This is a genomic window from Magnetococcales bacterium, assembly GCA_015231755.1.
GTDB lineage: Bacteria > Pseudomonadota > Magnetococcia > Magnetococcales > Magnetaquicoccaceae > Magnetaquiglobus.
On sequence record JADGAZ010000001.1, the window covers coordinates 77,997 to 98,728 of the forward strand.

A 20,732-nucleotide genomic window follows, 5' to 3' on the forward strand; every position below is an offset into this window, starting at 1 on the left:
AAGTGGAAGTCCTGGCCCCGGCTGGCAATCTCCCCTCGTTGCGGGCGGCTGTGGACAATGGCGCGGATGCGGTCTATTTCGGCTTTCGCGATGCCACCAACGCCCGCAATTTCGAGGGGCTGAATTTTTCCGAAAGCGAGGCGGTCCAGGGCATCGACTACGCCCGGCGTCACGGAGTCAAGGCCAATGTGGTCTTGAACACCTTTCCCCAGGTCAACGATCCGTCCCCTTGGTACCGGGCCGTGGACGCCGCCGCGCGCCTCAAGGCCGATGCCATCATTCTGGCCAACGCCGCCTTGCTGCGCTACTGCCGGGAACGCCATCCCCAGTTGCCGATTCATCTTTCGGTGCAGGCTTCCGCCAGCAATGCCGAGGCGATCCGGTTTTATCAGCGCCATTTCAACATCGCCCGGGTGATCCTGCCCCGGGTGCTGACCGCTCCGGAAATCCGCGCCCTCCACGAAAAAATCGATGTGGAACTGGAAGTGTTCGCCTTTGGCGGCCTGTGTGTCATGGCCGAGGGGCGCTGTCATCTCTCCTCGTTCGTCACCGGGGTGTCACCCAATATCGAGGGGGTCTGCTCCCCGGCGCGGGCGGTCCGGTTTGAAAATACCGATGGCAAGTTGCGTACCCGTCTGGGTGGGGCGTTGATCGCCGAATACGCCGAAGGGGAGGACGCCGCCTATCCCACCATCTGCAAGGGGCGCTTCGAGGCCAACGATCGGGTCTATCATGTGATGGAAGAGCCGGGATCGTTGAACATTCTGGAAATCTTGCCCCAGGTGATCGAGGCCGGGGTCTCTTCTTTGAAGATCGAAGGACGGCAGCGCACCAAGTCCTATGTGGGCACGGTGACCAAGATTTTGCGGCAGGCGGTGGACGCCTACTATGAGGCGCCCGGGGCCTACCGGGCCAAACCGGCTTGGCTGCGCGCCCTGAACGCCACGTCCGAGGGCGCCACCCATACCCTGGGCACCTATGAGGAGAGCTGGCAATAATGAAAATCTCCATGGGTCCGGTGCTGTTCGAGTGGGGACGGGCGGCATTGAAGGATTTCTACCGCCGCATGGCCTTCGAGACGGCGGCGGATGTGCTGTATCTGGGGGAGGTGGTCTGCTCCAAGCGTCAGGGGATCCATCTGGACGAGCTGGAACCTCTGGTGCGGGAGTTGGCCCCATCGGGCAAGGAGTTGGTGGTCTCCACCCTGGGTCTGGTGATGAGCGACGAGGAGCAGGAAAATCTGCACCGTCTCAAGGATCTGGCCGTGGGGATGGGGCTGAAGCTCGAAGCCAACGACATGGCCGGAATCGGCGTGGGCGAAGGGCATGCCCTGGTGGCCGGACCCCATGTGAATGTCTACAATCCCGCCACCCTCGACTTTTTGCAAGAGGTCGGGGTGGTGCGGATGGTGTTTCCGGTGGAACTGCCCGCCGATTCCATTGCCGGCATCATCCAGGCGCCCCGGGCCAGACCGGTGGAGTTCGAGGTGTTCGCCCATGGCCGGCTGCCGTTGACCTTTTCCGCCCGTTGTTACACGGCGCGGGCCTTTCGTCTTTCCAAGGCGAACTGTCAGTACAAGTGTGGGGATTTTCCCGATGGCCTGATCACCCGTACCCAGGAGGGGGAAGGTCTGCTCTCCATGAACGGCATTCAAACCATGTCGGAAAAGGTCCACACCCTCATCGGCGAGGTTGCGCGTCTTGAGGCGTTGGGCGTCGATCTGGTGAGGCTCTCCCCGCAAAGCCGGTTCATGCCCGAGATCGTGGCGGTCTGGCGCGATACGGTGGACAGGCGCCTCTCCCCCGAGGAGGGATTGGCGAAGCTGGCGGAGTTCAATGGCGGGGAGCCGTTTTGCAACGGCTATTTCCACAACAAACCGGGTATGAGTTATCATCGCCCCTGATCTTTTTGGAGACGACACATGCAAATCGACAACGCGATTTTGGATCAGATCACCCAGAACGTCATGGGGGTGTTCAACCGGGTGGGGGAGACCCGCGAAGAGCTGAAACGCAAGGCTCAGGACATGGTGCGGGAAGGGGTGGAGCATTTCGATCTGGTGACCCGTGAAGAGTTCAACGTGGTCAACGAGATGTTGAGTGAGGCGCGCATCCGGGCCGAGGCGTTGGAAAAGCGGGTGGGTGAGCTGGAAGAGGCCCTGGCCCGACTGGGTGAGCCCACATGAGCCGCTCTTTGAACGGTTCCGGGAAATGTCTGGCCTATCTGGCCGGGGAGTGGGTGGATACCCCGGAGTCGTTGGAGGTGATCAATCCCTACAACGGGGAGTTGGTGGCCACGGTCGCCTTGTGCGGACCCGGCGAGATCGATCGGGCCTTGGATGCGGCGGTGGAGTCGCTGGAAGAGACCCGACGGCTGGAACCCTGGCAGCGCGCCAAGGCTTTGGCGCATGTGCGGGATCGGCTGATCGCGCGGCGGGAGGAGTTCGCCCGGATTCTGAGCCAGGAGAACGGCAAGACCATCACCGAATCCCGTCTGGAGCTGGATCGGGCCGCCGCCACCTTCGACATCGCCGTGGGGGAGGCCACCCGGGTGTATGGCGAAGCCTATGACCTGGGAATCAATCCCATGGGGGCCGGTCGGCGGGCGCTGGTGCGTCACTATCCGGTGGGGGTGGTGGCCGGGGTGGCGCCGTTCAATTTTCCCCTCAATCTGGCCATCCATAAGATCGCCCCGGCCATGGCCGCCGGCTGTCCCATGGTGCTCAAACCCGCCTCCAAAACGCCGGTCACCGCGCTGATGCTCGCCGGGATCATCCAGGAGTCGGGTTGGCCCTTAAAGGCGTTTTCCGTGCTGCCGTGCAATCGGGTCGCCGGTCAGATGCTGGTGGAAGACGAACGGGTCAAACTGCTCACCTTCACCGGCTCGCCCGAGGTGGGCTGGAAGATGAAACAGCAGGCCGGACGCAAAAAGGTGGTGCTGGAACTGGGTGGCAACGCGGGTCTGATCGTGGATCGGGAGGTGCGGGACTGGGACTGGCTGATCAAACGGGCGGTGATGGGCGCTTTTTATCAGTGTGGTCAGGTGTGCATCTCGGTGCAGAGGATTTTCCTGCATCAAGAGATCGTGGGGGAGTTTCGCGCCCGTTTCCGCAAGGCCGCCGAGGCGTTGCGGCCTGGGGATCCGCTGGATGAAGCCACCACTTTAGGTCCGATGATCGACCGGGCCAACCGGGAACGCTTGCAGACCTGGATCGGCGAAGCCATGGATCTGGGCGCTCATCTGGTGACCGGCAATACGGTTCCGGCCTCGGGGCAGGGCAACGGCCTGACCGCCACCATCCTGGAAGAGGTGGATCCGGACAGCCGGGTGGTGGCGGAAGAGGCCTTCGGACCGGTGGTGGTGTTGACCCCGGTGGAGTCCATGGAAGAGGCCTTCGCCCGGGCCAATGCGTCGCGTTTCGGGTTGCAGTGCGGGATTTTCACGCCGGATTTCTCCACGGTGATGCGGGCCTTCGACGCTTTGGAGGTGGGAGGGGTGATCCATGACGATGTGCCCTCCCTGCGGGTGGACAGCATGCCTTATGGCGGCGTCAAGGATTCGGGGTTGGGCCGGGAAGGGGTGAAATACGCCATGCGGGATATGCTGGAGGAGCGGGTGCTGGTCTATCGTGTCTGAAACAGGGATTGACTGCCGTGCTTGCCCGCGTTGACACCATCGCCCTGGATGGCATCCGGGCCATTCCCGTCGAGGTGGAAGTGGACCTGGGGCGGGGATTGCCCATGCTCAACATGGTGGGATTGCCGGATGGGGCGGTGCGGGAGGCCAAGGATCGGGTGCGGGCCGCGTTGAAGAACTCCGGCGTGCAACTGCCGGCGCGGCGGGTCACCATCAATCTGGCGCCGGCGGATCTGCCCAAGGAGGGCAGCGGCTATGATCTTCCCATGGCGCTGGGTTTGCTGGCGGCCATGGAGTTGTTGCCGGGAGAGTCGTTGCGTGGGCGGTTGTTCCTGGGGGAGTTGGCCCTGGATGGTCGTTTGAAGCCGGTTCCCGGCTGTCTGCCCGCAGCCATGCTGGCCAAAGAGTTGGGCATGACCGAGTTGATCGTGCCGTTGGCCAACGGGGTGGAAGGCTCCTTGGCCGGGGGACGGGTGGTGGCTCCAGAGACTCTGCTGGAACTCATGCGCCATCTCAACGGCGAAAAGCCCCTGGATCCGGTTCCCCCCACCGATTGGCGCAAGGCGCTGGAAGAAGAACCCAGAAGCGGGGGGAGCATTCGGGATCTGGCGGATGTCAAAGGTCAGGAGCATGCCCGGCGCGCCCTGGAAGTGGCGGCGGCGGGTGGACACAATCTGATCATGAGCGGCCCTCCGGGATCGGGCAAGACCCTGCTGGCCCGCTGTCTGCCGGGGATTCTGCCGGCCCTCACCATCGAAGACGCTCTGGAAGTCACCGCCATCCATTCCGTGGCCGGACGGCTGGAGGGGCGTTCCCCTTTGGTGACCCGGCGTCCGTTTCGCACCCCGCATCACACCTCCTCCCATGTGGCCCTGATCGGCGGCGGGGGCATCCCCAGGCCCGGCGAGGTGAGTCTGGCCCATCGGGGCGTGTTGTTTCTGGACGAAATCCCCGAGTTCGGTCGCAGCGCCCTGGAATCCCTGCGGGAGCCTTTGGAGGCCGGAGACGTGGGCATCTCCCGCGCCGCCCGTTCCACCCGTTTTCCAGCCCGGTTTCAACTGGTTTCCGCCTGCAATCCCTGTCCCTGCGGTTTTCGGGGCCATTCCCAGCGTCCTTGCCGTTGTACGCCGATCCAGGTGGAACGCTACGCCTCCCGGTTGTCCGGACCCTTGCTGGACCGCATCGATCTGCATGTGGAAGTGCCTCCGGTTCCCCCCGAAACCCTGGCGGCGCTTCCGTCGGGAGAGAGTTCCGCCATGGTGCGTCAGCGGGTGACCGAGGCCCGAATGCGGCAGTTGGCCCGCAACGGTCCCGGCGTGTTGAACGCGGATCTGGATGGCGCGCCCCTCGACCGTTTTGCCGCGTTGGACGACGAAAGCCGGGAACTGTTGTTGATGGCCAGTCGCAAGCTCTGTTTTTCCGCCCGTACCCACAACCGCATTCTCAAGGTCTCCCGTACCATCGCGGATCTGGAAGGGGCGGAGTCCATTGCCGCCGGGCATCTGGCGGAGGCGATCCAGTTTCGCATGGGGGGGAGGTTTCCGGGGAGCGGGTGATGTCTGAATCCTTCAAGGACCATTTTTCCACAGTGGCTGGCCATTATGCCGGGAATCGTCCCGGTTATCCGCCGGAGCTGTTCGTTTGGCTGGCCGGACAATGTGCGGAGCGGGGGTTGGCCTGGGATTGCGGGGCGGGAACCGGGCAGGCGTCCGTTGAGTTGGCGCGGCATTTCGAGCGGGTGGAGGCCACCGATGCCAGTATGGCCCAGATTGCCCAGGCCACCCCTTGTCCGGGGGTGGTTTATCGGCAGGCTCGGGCCGGGGCGAGTGGTCTGGTGTTGGGTTCGGTGGATTTGATCGTGGTGGCTCAGGCGCTGCATTGGTTTGATCTGGAAGCGTTTTATGCCGAGGTGCGCCGGGTGTTGAAACCGGGCGGCGTGTTGGCGGTGTGGAGTTATGGGGTGTTGAGCGTTGAAGGAGAGGAGGTCAACACCCTGGTTCAAGATTTCTATCATCACGAAGTCGGTCCCCATTGGCCGCCGGAGCGGTATCATGTGGAAAACGGCTATCGGGATTTGTCTTTTCCTTTTGCCGCCATCCCCGCCCCGACTTTTGCCATGAGGGCGCGGTGGCATCTGGATTCATTGTTGGGTTATTTTTCCAGTTGGTCGGCCACGGCCCAGTATTGCAAGGTGCGGGGAATCGATCCGGTGGCGTTGTTGCGCCCCCGTTTGCGTGCCATCTGGGGGGATGTGGACAGACGGCGGGGGGTGGCATGGCCTTTGGCGTTGCGGGTGGGGCGCGTCGCCGCATCCTCCCTCCAATCCCAATCCTGACCCCTGTTGAAAAAAAAGAGCGGGTCTGGGAGATTCCTCTCCCAGGGTGTTGACCTTGGCCTTTGATTTTTGCTTTTCAAGAGTGCAGCGCGGCCTCATTTCTCAGTCAATGCCGCCACCATCTGCTTGGCACACAGCGCCATGCGTCGGATGATGGCCGGATCGTTTTCCGCTTTGGCCACCAGGATGGCGCCTTCCAGCAGGGAGAAGACCGCTTCGGCCTGTTCTTTGATTTTGGCGGGTTCGGCGGCAGGGGAGCCGGAGCGGATGGTGGATTCCAGGCGGGCGATGGTTTCCCGCAGCACCCGTGCCAGCACGAGGCGCAGGCTTTCGTCCCGGGTACTCATTTCCAAGACCAGATTGCCGAATGGACATCCTTTGACCACTCCGGCTTCGTGGCGGAAGTTTTCCTGGATGGTGGCGACCATGAGAAACAACCGTTCGATGCGTTCCGGGGCCGGCAGATCCTTGGCCAAAGCCTGATCCAGCAATTCAATGGAGGCGGCGTGGAACTGTTCCACCACCGCCAGACCCAGATGGCTTTTCGTGGCGAAGAAGTGATAGAAACTTCCCTTGCGCACGCCGGCGCGGGCGCAGATTTCCTGCACGCCGGCCTGGGCGTAGCCTCCGGCTTGCAAGAGATCCATGCCGCTTTGAATCAAGCGTTCCCTGGCGTCGCTGGTACGTCCCACGGCAGATTGCTCCGTTGTTTCACAGGGTGATTTGGGCTGCCGGGTGTCTGGATTCCTGGTGGAGCCGTTTGAGAAACGAGCTTAAGGATTCCATGTAGAGGGGATCTTCGATCAAAAAGGCGTCGTGTCCGTGCAGGGAGCGGAACTGCTCGAAGGTGACGTTTTTCTGATGCCAATTGAGCATCTTGACCAGTTCCTTGGAGCGGGAGGTGTCGAAGCGCCAGTCGGTGTCGAAGCTGATCACCAGCAGACGGGCCGTGACCTTTTGCAGTCGTTTGGCGGAGGTCTCCGGATCCGGGAAGGGATCGAAGTAGTCCATGGCCTTGGTGATGTACAGGTAGGTATTGGCGTCGAACTTGTTGACGAAAGACGATCCCTGATAATGCAAATAACTTTCCACGGCGAAATCCCGCTCGAAGCCGAAGGAGAGTTCCCTCCTGTCTTGCAACTGGCGTCCGAATTTTTCGTGGAGTCCTTTTTCCGATAGATAGGTGATATGGGCCACCATGCGGGCCAGGGCCAGTCCGTTGACGGGTCTGGGCACCCCTTCGCCGTAGTAGTCGCCGCCATTGAAACCGGGATCCACCATGATGGCCTGACGGGCCACGGCGTTGAAGGCGATGTTCTGGGCCGACAGGCGGGGGGTGGAGGCGATGATGATGGAGGCCCGCAGGGCATCCGGGTAGTCCAGCGCCCATTGCAAGGCGATCATGCCGCCCATGGAGCCGCCGGCCACGGCCAGCAGTCGGGGGATGCCCAGATGGTCGATGAGGGCTTTTTGCAGTCGGGCCATGTCGCCGATGGTGATCATGGGAAATTGCAGGCCAAAGGGGCGTCCGGTGGCCGGATTGATGCTGGATGGACCCGTGGTCCCATCGCAACCTCCCAGGTTGTTGCTGCAAATCACATAGAAACGATCGGTATCGAAAGGTTTGCCGGGACCGATAAAGTTGTCCCACCAGCCGGGTTTGCGGTCATCCTCTTTGTGGCGTCCGGCGGCGTGGGCATTGCCGGAGAGGGCGTGACAGATCAGCAGCGCGTTGCTTTTGTCGGCGTTGAGGCGACCGTAAGTTTCGTAGGCGACCCGAACCGGGGCCAACGAGGCGCCGCAATCGAGGGTCAGGGCGCTGGAACCATCGGTGAAGAGTTCCGCGTGCCTGGTTTGCACGATCCCGACAGAGTGGGAGTGGGATGGCTCGGTGGTGGTCATCGGTTCCTTGCAGGCTTGGAGGTGGCTCACGGTGATTTGGCCTTGCGCGTTTTCGATTGTACGTTTTTTTCGTGGATCAAGGGAAGGGGCGTCATGGCCGGGGATCTGCAAGGAAACCGGGGGTGGGTGAAGGGGGGAAGTGTTGGAATCTGGGCATGATAGTTGCTTTGTCGATGTCAAGGATTCCCCGGTACGAGCCCGGACCAAGCCGTCGCGGATGTTTGGGAGCGAAAGAATATGGTGCCATTCTTCAGTCGATTCAAGGGACTCAATGACATCGTCATGGCCGGTGGGGTCATGACGGTGTTGGCGATCATGATCATCCCCGTGCCCTCGTGGCTGTTGGATGTATTTTTGTCCGTCAACATCTCACTGGGTATCGTCATTCTTCTGACGACCGTTTATGTCCATCGGCCATTGGAGTTTTCCTCCTTTCCCAGTGTGTTGCTCATCACCACCATGTTCCGGCTGGCGCTGAACATCGCCACCACCCGTCTGATCCTGTTGCACGGCGCCGAGGGGGAAGGCGCGGCGGGTGAGGTGATCCGCTCGTTCGGCCAGTTCGTGGTCGGAGGCAATCCGGTGGTGGGTATGATCATCTTCGGCATTCTGGTGATCATCAACTTTGTGGTCATCACCAAAGGTGCCGGGCGTATCGCCGAAGTGGCGGCCCGTTTCACTTTGGACAAAATGCCGGGCAAACAGATGGCCATCGACGCGGATCTCAACTCGGGTCTCATTTCCGAGACCGAAGCCAAAACCCGCCGGCGTGAAATCGAACAGGAATCGGAATTCTTCGGAGCCATGGACGGTGCCTCGAAGTTCGTCCGTGGGGATGCGATCGCGGGCATCATCATCACCTTCATCAACATCATCGGTGGTTTCATCATCGGCGTGGGTCAGCATGGGCTGTCGGCGGCGGATTCGGCCAACATCTACACCATTTTGACCGTGGGTGACGGTCTGGTGGCGCAGATTCCGGCCCTGGTGATCTCCACCGCCGCCGGTTTTCTGGTGACCCGCGCCTCCTCGGACGAAAATCTCGGGGATCACATCGGTGGTCAGGTCACGGCCCAGCCCCGGGTGATCCTGTTGAGCGCCGGTGTGTTGGGACTGTTCGCCCTGATGCCGGGCATGCCCACGATTCCGTTCGCGCTGCTGGCCATCTTGATGGGCGGATGGGCCTATTTTCTCTTCAAGCGGCTGGAGACCGTGGAACTGGTCACGGCCCGCAAGGAGACCGCACGGGCGCAAACCGAGGCCCTGGTGGAAGAACCCATCGAAAATTTCCTCGCCCTGGACCTGCTGCGTCTGGATGTGGGCTATGGGTTGATCTCTTTGGTGGACGAGAGCCAACAGGGAACCTTGCTGGAAAAGATCCGTTCGATTCGCAAGCAGTTTGCCGCGGATATGGGCTTTGTGGTGCCGCCGATCCACATCAAGGACAATTTGCAGTTCAGACCCGGTGAGTATGCCTTCATGATCCGGGGTGTGGAAGTGGGTCGGGGCGAACTCAAGCCATCGCAGTTTCTGGCCATGGAAGGGGGCGCGGTCTCCGGACGGATCGACGGTTATCCGACCATCGAACCGGCTTTTGGTCTGCCGGCGTTGTGGATCTCCGCCCACGACCGGGAGCGGGCCGAAATGATGGGCTATACGGTGGTGGATCCGGCCACGGTGCTGGCCACCCACATCACGGAACTGGTCCACACCCATGCCCATGAGATGCTCAACCGTCAGGAGGTGCAAAACCTGTTGGATCTGACCGCCAAGAGCCAGCCCAAGCTGGTGGAGGAGTTGATCCCCCATGTGATCACTCTCGGAACGTTGCAGAAGGTCTTGCAGGGATTGTTGCGGGAACGGGTTTCGGTGCGGGACATGAGCACCATTTTGGAGACCATTTCCGATTATGCCCGGGTGGTCAAGCAGCCTTCCCAGTTGGTGGAGTTGACCCGTCAGGCATTGGCCCGTTCTCTGGTGACCCGTTATCTGGACGAGGATGGCCGCCTTTCGGCGTTGATTTTGGGGGCGGACGCGGAAAATCTGGTCAACGAGGCGATCGTGGACGGGGAGTATGGCTCTTATCTGTCGCTGGCGCCACGGGCCGCGGGTCTGCTGATGGTGCGCATCCGGGAATCCGTGGATCGCATCGCCTCTCAGGTGCAACAGCCGGTGATCATCACCGGTGCCCGGGCGCGGCCCTTTTTCAAGCAGGCGGCGGAGGCCACCTTGCCCCATTTGGCGGTGCTGTCGCAAAACGAAATTCCCACCAACATTCCGGTACACTCTCTTGGGACGGTGACGCTCTCGTAAGGGCGTGATGTCAAAACTGTCAAGGATTCGACCGTATCATGAACATTACAAAATTTCAGGCCCGGGACATGCGGGAAGCGCTCCAGATCGTCAAGGAGCAGTTGGGTCCCGATGCGGTGATTCTCTCCACCCGAAGCATTCGGGAGAAAGGACCAGGGGGGTTGGCTCTGGGCAAGACCATGATCGAGGTGAGCGCTTGTCCTAGTCCGGCGGCCCAGGGAGGCGCCGGAGGGGGCGCACGCAGCGAGCCGGGTCGTTTTTCGGCGGTGGTGGATGATCCCATCGAGCGTCCGGAACCGGAAATGCCGTCCCGTGCCCTGGAACCCCGCGCCAGACCCGAGCGTAACTCCGCCCAGGCCAATACCCGGGCCGTGGGATCGGTGGGACCGGGAACCACCGCCCGCACCCAGGCTTCAAACCGGGATGCGAACCGGGATTCGGAACCGGTGATGCCTTCGCCGATCGTGCAGAGTCTGGGGGATCTGCCGCCGGAGTTTCCCCTGGTGGGGGACGCCTCGGGGCTGGACGTGATGGGCAAGCGTCATTACGGCACCTTGTTGATGCACGGCGTGGAAGAGCCGATTGCCCGCAAGATCGCCATGATGGATCAATCCGGCAAGGAACGGGGGCTGGATGTGGCCTTCTCCCGCACCCTGAAATTTCGCGATCCGCTGGATGGCAAGTCACGGGTGATCGTGCTGGTGGGGCCCACGGGTGTTGGCAAAACCACCACACTGGCCAAACTGGCGGCGGATCTGATCCTGAATCGTCAACGTTCCGTGGGCATGATCACCCTGGATACCTTCCGGGTCGGGGCCGTGGCCCAGTTGGAAACCTACGCCAAGCTGTTGCAGGTGCGTCTGGTGGTGGCCCGCACCCTGTCGGAGGTCAAAGCCGGGCTGCACTCCTTGAACCGTTGCGATTTCGTGTTGGTGGATACGGTGGGCTCCAGCCCCTATAACCGGCGTCAGGTCAACTCCACCGCCGGACTGCTGCCCATCATGGGGGATGACCGGGAGGTGATCCTGACCATGGCCGCCAATGTGCGCGAAACCGAGCAGCAGGCCATTTTCCGACGGTTTTCGGTGCTGAAGCCCACGGGATTGATCTTCACCAAACTCGACGAGACCGTCACCTACGGGGGCATCCTGAATGTGGCGGTGCGGGCCGGATTGCCCTTGACCATGTATACCGATGGCCAGAGGGTGCCGGAGAATCTGGGCTGGATGTCTCCGAAGACCATGGCACGCTGGTTTCTGGAAGAGCGGGATCTGGATCAGTAAAGCGAGGGATTGCATGCTTGGAATGCGAATTGCATGAGATGTATCGATACCAACTTTTTGATCCGTGCTGATCCGGCGGATCCCGGTTATGGGATGTCGCGGTGGCGGGGGAGTCATGATTAAGGATCTGGACAATCAAGTCGCCACATTGAAGGAACTTGCCGAGCGTCGCAGGACCGGCGCCCTGACGCGGGGGTCGTTGGCTACGCCTCCGGTCAACGAGGAGCTTTCGCAACGTCGGGTGCCTCACACCATGGCCATCACCAGTGGCAAGGGTGGGGTGGGCAAGACCCTGGTGACGGTCAACCTGGCGATTCAGTATGCCCGTCAGGGGCTGAAGGTGCTGTTGATCGACGCGGATTTGGGATTGGCCAACATCGACGTGGTGTTGGGGATCTCTTCTCCGGAATATACCATCCAGGATGTGCTGGAGGGGCACCTGACTCTGGATCAGGTGGCGATCCAGGGGCCGGAAGGGATCACCATTCTGCCGGCAGCGTCGGGTGTGGCGGGTTTGTCAGCCCTCACCGAGGAGCAGAAGTTGGCCTTGATGGACCACATCGATCACTGGAATGCGGAGTTTGACGTGGTGCTGGTGGATACCGGCGCGGGCATTTCGGAGAATGTGCGATTTTTTGTGCTGGCGGTGGAACGGATCATGGTGGTGGCCACGCCGGACCCCACCAGCGTGACCGACGCTTACGCCTTGATGAAGGTGCTGTTTTTGAACCATCGGGCTTCCCATTTCGACTTGGTGGTCAATCAGGTGCGCGACGAGGCCGAAGCCAAGGATGTCTACCGCACCTTGTCCCAGGTGGCGGACAAGTTTTTGAACATTGTGTTGAATTTTGTCGGGTCGATCCCGGAGGATCCGTTGTTGGCCCAGTCGGTGCGGGTGCAAAAGCCGGTCTCCGTCTCCCATCCGGACGCGGTGGTTTCCAGGGCGTTCCTGAAACTGTCCACGAGCCTGATGCGTCTGTGGCGGGAGAAACGTCAGGAGGAGGGCAGGATGATCTTTTTCTGGCGGCGGCTGTTGCGGGACACCCACGAGCAATCCGGATCGTGATCGAGGGGGCGTGATGTCCAAGAAAGCGGATAGCGTCCGGGATCCTGCGGACAATGATCAGGGCCAGACCTGGGAAGGATTGACCCGGGATGAGGTGATCCTCAAATATGCCCCGATCGTCAAGTACGTGGCGAGCCGGATCTCGATGAAGCTGCCCCAGTCGGTGGACATCGACGATCTGATCCAGGTGGGGATTCTGGGCTTGATCGACGCGGTATCCAAGTTTGATCCCCATCGGGGCATCAAGTTTCAGACCTATGCGGAATTCCGGGTGCGTGGGGCGATTCTGGACGAATTGCGTTCCATGGACTGGGTACCCCGGGCGGTGCGTCAGACCGCTTCCCAGATCCAGGAGACCTATCTGCTCCTGGAAGGCCAGCACGGCAAGGCGGTGGAGGATCTGGAGGTGGCGGCCCATCTGGGCTTGTCTCTGAACGAATTTTATCGCAATCTTGATGCGGTGCGCGGGATTGCCATCTTGTCGTTCGACGATCTGCGTCCTTCCCTGGACGAGGACGAATGGGATGTGCTGGACATTCTGGCGGATCCGGACATCGTGGATCCGGTGGACAGCATCGGATTGAATGAATTGCGCTTCTCTCTTTCCGAGGCGATTTCCGCCTTGCCGGAAAAAGAAAGATTGGTGGTTACGCTCTATTATTTCGAGGAGCTGACCATGAGCGAAATCGGGGAGGTGCTGGGCTTGACCGAGTCCCGCATCTCCCAGTTGCACAGCAAGGCCGCCATGCGCATGCGGGCGCGGATGCGACGGGGATCGGGGCGAATCACGTGAATATCTGGAATCTTCTCATCGTGCTATGTTTCATAGCCCTTTATCTGGCTGTCTCCCTGGTGTTTCTGCAGGTGCAGAAAATGCGTGAGGAGATGAAAGCGGTCCGGGCTGCCGAACCGGATGTGGAACCGGTGGATACCCTGGAGTGCGTCAACACGGTGCGCCGGGAGATCGCCAACCTGGAAGAGCGTCTGGATTCCGCCATACGCGCCATCCCCGAGCAGTTGCAAAAGGATTTGCAGGGGATTCAGTCGGATTTGCGTTTCATGGCCCGTCCCGGTCCCGGCTCCGGCAATATGATGAACATGGGGGGACATGGGAGCAAACTTTCCGAAAACAACGGACCGGCCAGCATGTCGGATGCTTATCGGGAAGCCCGTCTGTTGCTCGCCAACGGCGTGGACGAGGACCGGGTGGTCAACGAGACCGGTCTGGCGGTGGAAGAAGTGAGTCTTTTGAAGCGTCTGCATCGCAATCAGCAGGAGGATCGGGATCTATGATCGGCGGAGTGGGCCGATGATCCTTTCGGGAGTCCCGCTCCCTCCGGGAGAAACCGCTCCGGTTTCTTCCAATCTGTTTACCCCGCCATCCCCCCCCGAGTTGCTGGAGGGTCGGCTGTTGGTCGGTCGGATCAGTCAATTGAGTCCGGACGGTCACGGTGTGATCCGATTTCCCAATGGCAGTGGTTTTTCATTTTCCGGAGGACAATCCCTGCGGGTCGGCGAACAGGTGACGCTGGAAGTCACGCGACTGGTCCCGGAGATCGGTGTGCGACTGGTGGCCAGCGAATCCGGCAGCGCCTCCGCATTGGCCCAAAACGCCGAACAAAGTCTGGCCCGCGCCCCGGATCTGATGGGACGTTTGATGGTTCTGACGGGTTTGTCCCGTGGTGGGGCCACCGGCAGTGCGTTGACCGCCTCTTTGGGGGGGCGGGCGCCGGTGTTGCTGGTGGGGCGGGAGAGTCTGGCGTCGGTGATTCAGCGGGCCTTGCCGAATCTTTCCGCCGAGGCGCTGTTCAAGGGGGATTTGTCGGGCCTGACGCAGCTTCTGGAAGGCGGCAGCCGTCAGGAGGTGACCAGCGCGGTGCGTCTGGTGCGCCAGGCCGCCGACCTGATCCAGCAGGAGGCCGGAAAAGGGGGCGGTGGGGGAGGTGTGGCCGGGGCCGCCGGGGAAGGAAGCGAGGTGGCCGGTGCCCGTCACGCCTTGCAGCGCCTCGGAGATCTGTTGGCCATGCAACAGATTCTGCCTCACACCGCGCCGGCCCCGGAGGATGGCGCGGCTTTGCTGGGCTATCGGCTCTTCTGGTTGAACGAAGGGGGGTTGGGGGAGGTGGTCTGGCGCAAGGAACGGGAGAAGCGCAAGCGCGGAGGGCGTCAGGGGGACGAATCGGTGCTGTCGGTGCTGCTGTCTTTGAATATGACCCGTCTGGGCACGGTGCAGGCCCGTCTGGTGCTGGGAGAGGGGATGCTGGCGGTGGGAATCGCCGCCGGGGAGGAGGAGACACTCTCTGCGTTGCGGGGCGACATCGGGGCGTTGCGGCAAGGGTTGCTGGCTGCGGGATTGCCGCTGCGGGCCTTGGATCTGACCATGCTGGGGGAGGGGGGCATGAAGGCCGAACGGGCCGAATTTCTCGGCATGGGCACCACGGAGGGAGGTGGGGGATTCCGCACCGAGGCGTGAGACGCGTTACGGGGGCAGGGTGGTGGGGGTGTTGGCGGCTGGCGTGTGGATGGCGTGGGAATCAAAGCGGCCACTGAGGGCGTCGTGATGACAGACCGGGCAGTTGGTCCGTGAGCGGACCGGGGGGGCGCTGAAACGTTCGGGATCGATCCGGGCGTGGATTTTCTCCCAGATCGGATGGTCGGAGACGGCCTGAACCGATGCGGGCGCGGCTTTGCGGAAACGGTGGGCGGCTTCCGTGTTCCAGTCCTCGGCGGCGTGAACCAGTATGAAGGTGCTGATGGCCATGGCTTCCGGGCCGGTGAGGATCACCTTTTTGCCATAGTGGTCGCTCAAATGGTGCAGCAGATCCCGCCAGCGCTCTTCGGGCATCAGGCTGGGATGGATGGTCCAGTGGCACTGACCACACTTTTCCTGATAGGCGGTGGGAAACTGGAGGGGACGCCAGCCATCCATGGGGAGTTGTCCCAGGGTTTTGGATGCGTGATCGATGCCGAACATCAACCCCATACCCAACAGCATGGCCCAGGTGGCGTTTCCGGAACGGGCCGGGAGTTTGGGCAGATCCGGATCCAAAGGCTTGCAGCCGGTGATCATGCTGCGCAGAATCGGAATGCGGGTCAGACGGGTTTCCCGCTCGATGATCCAGTAATGCAGGACCACCAGGGCGATGAGCAGCATCGACAGCCATTCGTGCAACTGTTGGCTCTGTTCTCCGGTCTTGAAACTCACCAGCGTGGCGAGGGGGCCCAGATGTTCTTCGCCGCCATAGGCCATGAGGCCGGTCCCCATCAGGGCCACCAGGGTGAGGAGTAGGGCGAGGCTGACCCAGGCGTTGAGGGGATTCAGTCCCGGGGAGGCGAGTTTGAGCCGTTCATCCAGGAGGGAGGAGAGATCCTCCCGCACCAGGGTGGGCCTGACGAAAAAATGGGAGAAACGGCTGAATTCCGGTCCGAACACCCCCCAGATGAAACGGAACAGCATCAAACCCGCCACCATGCCCCCGATGATCAGATGGCGATCCAGTTGCCAGGGGGGATCGAACCAGCCGGTGATCAGGGCGGCCACCAGTACCACGGTCAGTGCCCAGTGGGTGAAACGGGTCGGACGGTCCCACACCTCCCGTTCGATGAAGGTGCAGGCGCGCCAATAGCGTCGCAACCGTTGCCAGCGGGTCGTCGGTTTTTTGGAAGCAGGCTGGATCACTCCGCAGCGCCGTTTTTCTGGGCACCGTGGACCACCAGCACCGGGCAGTGGGCCTTGCCGATCAGTTGGACCAGTTTGTTGATGTTGAACAGCCGATCCAGAACCGAGCGGTCCCGGGGTTCGCAGACGATCAGATCCGCGGAACGCTGTCTGGCCACTTCCAGGATCACATCATCGATGTCGCCGGATTGGATCAGACCTTCGGCATGCACTCCTTGCAGCCCGGCCATGGCCACCAGACGGTTGACGGTTTGATTGGCTTCCCGGCTTTCGTCGCCGCTTGCGTCGGCCACCAGCAGGATGGTCAGGGGGATCGCGGCGGATTTGGCCAGTTGGATCGCCACCATGGCCACCCGATCCCCTTCGGTATTATCCGGATCGATCACCAGCAGCACGCCGTTGCTCCAAAAGGAGAACAAACGGGGCACCACCAGGACCGAACAGGCCTGTTTGTCGAGGATGCGGGTGGTGGCCTCCCCCACGTTGTGTTTGGCCAGTCCACGGCGTCCGCGACGCCCGATGATGATCAAATGGCTCTGAATCTCCCGGGCCACGGTCAGAATGCCTGGAGCGGGTTCTTCGCAACGACGCATCACCGGCGTATGGTTGATGCCCCGCTGGGTGCAGGTCGAACCGATCTGTTCCAGGCTCGCGATGGCGTCTTGTTCTTCGACAATGGCCTCGTCGGTGCCCGGTTGGGTCAGCAACAGCCGCAACACATGCAAATGCGACTGGTTTTGCACCGCCATCTCCATGCCCACCCGTTCGACTCCGGCGGAAAACTCCGATCCGTCGGTGGCCAGGAGGATGACCTTGCAGGGTTCCGGAACCTCGATGTCGTGGTCATTCATGTGCTGTGTAGTCCCAAGGTGTCGTGTGGTTTGGGTGCGTTGCGTCGCGCCTTCGGGAGTGCCTTTGCGTCAAGACGCCACACCATGCCGGTGTAGAGTAGCAGATGGATGCGCAAGGTTTCAAGCGTTCGGGATCGGTTCTCCAAGATCCGGTGGGGTGGAACGGCTTTTTTTTAGGTGGTTAAGCAAGTTGAATCTTGACGGCTTTCCGGGGGTTGGGTTAGACTGCGCGCCAGTATTAACTACTATCGGAGGATGTGTGGACACATTGATGGTTGCGACTCTGGTTCGCCGTTGGACGGTGATACGGTTCGACAGAGACTCCATCTCCTTCGAGCCTTTCCTGCCTACCCGCTCCAGACTCATGCCTTGCTTGTCTTGACCACAAGAAGGGATGCCCGTTTTATTCTCCCGCGAAAAAACGTAGAATAGGCGTTTGGCTTTTCCTTAAGAATCGACGGCAATCCTTAGAGAGCTTTGCAAAATCCCGGCACAGGGATGGTGTACTTTTTTTTGTTTTGCCTTTCTGGCCTGTTTGCGCGCCAAGAGGGCAAGGCGGAAGAACAGTATCGATTCTCCTTGGGGTGATTCGGAAAACAAGGCGTCGGTTTTGTGGATCAACCGGCCCAAGATGTTTTCCGGTCACTGGAGCAGCCAAGGATTTCGGTGTATACCCGAACGCTCCGGCAGGATGGTTGACATGGTCATGCCCGGTTCTTCCGATCTGTTTCGGTGGATCGGGTCCGCAAGGTCGCAGCCCATCGATCGTCTCCTCACCTCCTCACGGAAACCGTGAAGGAAGGACGAGACATGAGCATGATCGTGGTCGATGAACCGCAAACCCCCATGGAAGCTGGTCACTCTCCCATGTACGTCGAGACGATCCGTCGCCTCTACATCAAGGGTGCCAATGCCCAGCTCTCCCGCATTCTGGCCAAGCTGTTGCCGGGTGATATCGCCCTGGTCATCAACTCTTCCGAGGACGTGGAAGAGGCGGCGGATATCTTCAATCTGATCACCGATCCCCAGCAGGCCGGGGAAACCCTTCAGGAGGTCAACGAGGATTTCCAGATCCACATCATTTCGGTGTGCGGTCTGGACCGGGCTGTGGCGATCCTGGAGGGACTGCCACCCGATACCCGTGGCCACATCATCGGCAAGCTGAATCCCGAAGTGGGGCAGCACCTGATGAACGCCCTGGATCGGGAAACCCAGAAAGAGGTGCAGACCCTGCTGCAATACCTGCCGGATTCGGCGGGTCACATCATGAATTCCCAGTTTTTCGCCATCCAGGAGACCGTCACCGCCAAAGAGGCCCTGGAAGCCGTGCGGGGTCTGGCGGACCATGAGTTCGTTTTTTATGTCTACGTCCTGGATGAACACCAGCGTCTCACCGGGGTCAGTTCCCTGCGTCGTCTGCTGCTCACCAAGCCGGATCGCCTGGTCCGGGATATCATGGATGACCGGGTTCACACCGTCAACGTCGATACCGCCCAAACCGAAGCGGCCAAACTGGTCACGGAGATGGATCTCATGGCCGTGCCGGTGGTCAACGACCAGGGGGTGATGCGGGGCATCATCACCGTGGACGACCTGATCCACGTCATCCAGCGGGCCGATACCGAATCCATGTTGAAATCCGTCGGCGCGGACGCCGAACACAAAATGAGCATCCTTTCCGAGGCCATCACCAGTGTGGCCCGTACCCGTCTTCCCTGGCTGATCGCGCCGTTTTTTGGCGGATTGTCGGCGGCCTGGATCCTCGGCATGTTTGAAGACACCATGTCCAAGGTGATCCAGTTGAGCTTCTTCATGCCCATGATCTTCGGCATGGCGGGCAATGTGGGCAGTCAGACCGCCGTGGTGGCGGTGCGTGGATTGGCCACCGGCGTGATCAAGGTCAGCGACTATTTCGCTTTGCTGTTCAAGGAGACCCAGACCGGCCTTCTGATCGGAATGTTTTATGGTGTGTGTCTTTCGGGCTACGCCCTGGTGGTCTTCAAGAGTACCACGTTGGCCTTTGTGGTGGGCATCAGCATCTTAAGCAACATCACCTACGCGGGGGTCATCGCCTCCAGTCTGCCGCTTTTGTTGCAGAAACTCGGACATGATCCGGCGGTGGGCGGAGGGCCGTATGTGCTGACTACAGTCGATGTCCTGGGGGTGATCAACTATCTGCTGATCGCCACCCTGGTCTACGGGCTGTAAGGTTCACCGCGCCGCCGTTTTCTTGCAACGACTCGAAAAGAAAGGTTTATCGCCATGGCCATGATGGTTCTGGATGACAACAAGCCCACCGCACAACCGCCTCTCAAGAACAATATCGCCGAGGCGATCGTGCGTTTGCACCGACGGGGCGCTTCCGCCCACCTCACCCAACTGTTGAGCAAACTCAAACCCGCCGACATCGGTACAGTATTGAACGGATTTCCCGGACCCCGCGCCCTGGAGATCTTCAGAAGAATCGAGCCGGCGGAGCATGCCGCCCAGGTGCTGACGGAACTGGATGATGATCATCGTCGTTTTGTGATCATCAACGGCCCGATGGAACAGATGGCGGAGACGCTCCTGACTCTGCCTGCCGAGGTGCGGCAGATGGCCTTCACCGGACTCGACGAAGAGAACAGCACCCGTCTGTCCCATGCCCTGACCCGCGCCGAATCCCCCGAGGTGATGGATGAACCGCTCAGCTACGAGCAGGGAACCGCCGGCAGCCTGATGGATGTCAACATCATCGCCATGTCGGATCAGACCATTGCCAAGGATGCCATCCAGGCGGTGCAGGCGCTCTCTTCCCACGATTCCATTTTCTATCTGTATGTGCTCGATGACATGCAGCGTTTGATCGGCGTGTGTTCGTTGCGTCGTTTGATCCTGGCGGATCCGAACAAAACCCTGCGGGAGTTTACCCAAACCCGACTGGTCAAGGTGCATGTGGATACGCCGCAAGGGGTGGTGGCCAATCTCATCTCCCGCTATCGCCTGTTGGCCATGCCGGTGGTGGATGAGTTCGACGTGTTGGTGGGACAGGTGACCATCGACAATCTGATCGATATCATCCAGGAGGAGAATACCAACTCCATCCTGAAAATGGCTGGTATCGGCTCCAAAGATACCAACGTTCTGGCCCAATCCCCCTTTGCCATTTTCCGGACCCGGGTGCCTTGGCTGATCACCGCCTTCGTCGCCTATCTGATCGTCTCCGCCATCCTGGAAGGATTCGAGCATACCTTGGAAAAAGTGGTGCAATTGGCCTTTTTCTTCCCCATCGTCATTGGCATGTCGGGCAACGCCGGCAGTCAGACCGGGGCTGTGGTGGTGCGGGGTCTGGCCCTCGGGACCATCCATAACGCCCATTTCTTCAAGCTGCTGTTCAAGGAACTCGGGGTCAATTTCATTCAGGGAGGCTTTTACGGGGTCTGTCTGGCGGTGGCCTCCTACGCGATTTTCCAGAATCCGTTGCTCTCCATCACCCTGGGCGTGGCCATGACCTTGAGTATCATCTGTTCGGCGGCGATTGCCATGTCCTTGCCGTTTTTCTTCAAGCGTCTCGGTGCCGATCCGGCGGTGGCGGCGGGACCGTTGGCGTTGGCTTTCATCGACATGGTGGGCTCCATCAACTATTTGACCGTGGCCTATTTTGTGTTCAAGCTTTAAGAAACCTTCA

Annotated in this window: 18 protein-coding genes; 14 read left to right on the forward strand and 4 right to left on the reverse strand. The window is 60.8% G+C overall.

All coding sequences use genetic code 11. The annotated features are described in order from the left end of the window. Nucleotides 1–2: 2 nt before the first annotated feature. The 6 genes from HQL98_00375 to HQL98_00400 are packed head-to-tail and all read left to right on the forward strand — an operon-like array spanning nt 3 to nt 5,971. Nucleotides 3–998: a U32 family peptidase gene (locus HQL98_00375; protein MBF0270515.1), complete on the forward strand. Its 996-nt coding sequence runs from the start codon at nt 3–5 to the stop codon at nt 996–998. Continuing rightward, the gene (locus tag HQL98_00380) at nt 998–1,903 is read left to right on the forward strand and encodes a U32 family peptidase (GenBank protein MBF0270516.1); all 906 of its coding nucleotides are present in this window, start codon (nt 998–1,000) and stop codon (nt 1,901–1,903) included. Before HQL98_00375 ends, HQL98_00380 begins: the two co-directional genes overlap by 1 nt. Nucleotides 1,904–1,921: 18 nt before the next feature. Next, nucleotides 1,922–2,185 carry an accessory factor UbiK family protein gene (locus HQL98_00385; GenBank protein ID MBF0270517.1) on the forward strand — a complete coding sequence of 88 codons (264 nt, stop codon included), beginning with the start codon at nt 1,922–1,924 and terminating at the stop codon, nt 2,183–2,185. Beyond that, nucleotides 2,182–3,636 carry an aldehyde dehydrogenase family protein gene (locus tag HQL98_00390; protein MBF0270518.1) on the forward strand — a complete coding sequence of 485 codons (1,455 nt, stop codon included), beginning with the start codon at nt 2,182–2,184 and terminating at the stop codon, nt 3,634–3,636. Before HQL98_00385 ends, HQL98_00390 begins: the two co-directional genes overlap by 4 nt. Nucleotides 3,637–3,653: 17 nt before the next feature. Further along, on the forward strand, nt 3,654–5,192 hold the full coding sequence (locus tag HQL98_00395; GenBank protein ID MBF0270519.1) for a YifB family Mg chelatase-like AAA ATPase: 1,539 nt from the start codon (nt 3,654–3,656) through the stop codon (nt 5,190–5,192). Further along, nucleotides 5,192–5,971, forward strand: coding sequence for a class I SAM-dependent methyltransferase (locus HQL98_00400; protein ID MBF0270520.1), 780 nt, complete (start codon nt 5,192–5,194; stop codon nt 5,969–5,971). Before HQL98_00395 ends, HQL98_00400 begins: the two co-directional genes overlap by 1 nt. 95 nt (nt 5,972–6,066) lie before the next feature. Here HQL98_00400 and HQL98_00405 read toward each other — a convergent pair whose 3' ends face one another. Together HQL98_00405 and HQL98_00410 are read right to left on the reverse strand one after the other, a co-directional pair. Further along, nucleotides 6,067–6,663 carry a TetR/AcrR family transcriptional regulator gene (locus HQL98_00405; GenBank protein MBF0270521.1) on the reverse strand — a complete coding sequence of 199 codons (597 nt, stop codon included), beginning with the start codon at nt 6,661–6,663 and terminating at the stop codon, nt 6,067–6,069. Between the two features lie 19 nt (nt 6,664–6,682). Further along, nucleotides 6,683–7,873 carry a homoserine O-acetyltransferase gene (locus HQL98_00410; GenBank protein MBF0270522.1) on the reverse strand — a complete coding sequence of 397 codons (1,191 nt, stop codon included), beginning with the start codon at nt 7,871–7,873 and terminating at the stop codon, nt 6,683–6,685. 237 nt (nt 7,874–8,110) lie between these two features. Between HQL98_00410 and flhA the strand changes: the two genes are divergently transcribed. From flhA to HQL98_00440, 6 genes are all read left to right on the forward strand, one after another. Then, complete coding sequence (gene flhA / locus HQL98_00415) at nt 8,111–10,186, forward strand: flagellar biosynthesis protein FlhA (GenBank protein MBF0270523.1); 2,076 nt, start codon at nt 8,111–8,113, stop codon at nt 10,184–10,186. A gap of 38 nt (nt 10,187–10,224) precedes the next feature. After that, complete coding sequence (gene flhF / locus HQL98_00420; GenBank protein ID MBF0270524.1) at nt 10,225–11,469, forward strand: flagellar biosynthesis protein FlhF; 1,245 nt, start codon at nt 10,225–10,227, stop codon at nt 11,467–11,469. Between the two features lie 115 nt (nt 11,470–11,584). Further along, nucleotides 11,585–12,535 carry a MinD/ParA family protein gene (locus HQL98_00425; GenBank protein MBF0270525.1) on the forward strand — a complete coding sequence of 317 codons (951 nt, stop codon included), beginning with the start codon at nt 11,585–11,587 and terminating at the stop codon, nt 12,533–12,535. Between the two features lie 13 nt (nt 12,536–12,548). Continuing rightward, complete coding sequence (locus tag HQL98_00430; protein MBF0270526.1) at nt 12,549–13,328, forward strand: FliA/WhiG family RNA polymerase sigma factor; 780 nt, start codon at nt 12,549–12,551, stop codon at nt 13,326–13,328. A gap of 20 nt (nt 13,329–13,348) precedes the next feature. Continuing rightward, nucleotides 13,349–13,828: a hypothetical protein gene (locus HQL98_00435; GenBank protein ID MBF0270527.1), complete on the forward strand. Its 480-nt coding sequence runs from the start codon at nt 13,349–13,351 to the stop codon at nt 13,826–13,828. A 16-nt stretch (nt 13,829–13,844) separates the two neighbouring features. Further along, a complete protein-coding gene (locus HQL98_00440) occupies nt 13,845–15,008 on the forward strand; it encodes a flagellar hook-length control protein FliK (protein MBF0270528.1) in 1,164 nt (387 codons plus the stop codon). A gap of 6 nt (nt 15,009–15,014) precedes the next feature. Here the strand turns inward: HQL98_00440 and HQL98_00445 are convergent, their stop codons facing one another. Together HQL98_00445 and HQL98_00450 are read right to left on the reverse strand one after the other, a co-directional pair. After that, nucleotides 15,015–16,214 carry a cytochrome b/b6 domain-containing protein gene (locus tag HQL98_00445; GenBank protein MBF0270529.1) on the reverse strand — a complete coding sequence of 400 codons (1,200 nt, stop codon included), beginning with the start codon at nt 16,212–16,214 and terminating at the stop codon, nt 15,015–15,017. Beyond that, nucleotides 16,211–17,065, reverse strand: coding sequence for a universal stress protein (locus HQL98_00450; protein ID MBF0270530.1), 855 nt, complete (start codon nt 17,063–17,065; stop codon nt 16,211–16,213). The genes HQL98_00445 and HQL98_00450 overlap by 4 nt, the downstream gene beginning before the upstream one ends. 810 nt (nt 17,066–17,875) lie before the next feature. On the opposite strand from HQL98_00450, the gene mgtE (HQL98_00455) reads away from it, so the two are divergent. Continuing rightward, a complete protein-coding gene (mgtE, locus tag HQL98_00455; GenBank protein MBF0270531.1) occupies nt 17,876–19,273 on the forward strand; it encodes a magnesium transporter in 1,398 nt (465 codons plus the stop codon). A 54-nt stretch (nt 19,274–19,327) separates the two neighbouring features. Then, on the forward strand, nt 19,328–20,722 hold the full coding sequence (gene mgtE / locus HQL98_00460) for a magnesium transporter (GenBank protein MBF0270532.1): 1,395 nt from the start codon (nt 19,328–19,330) through the stop codon (nt 20,720–20,722). Nucleotides 20,723–20,732 lie beyond the last annotated feature (10 nt).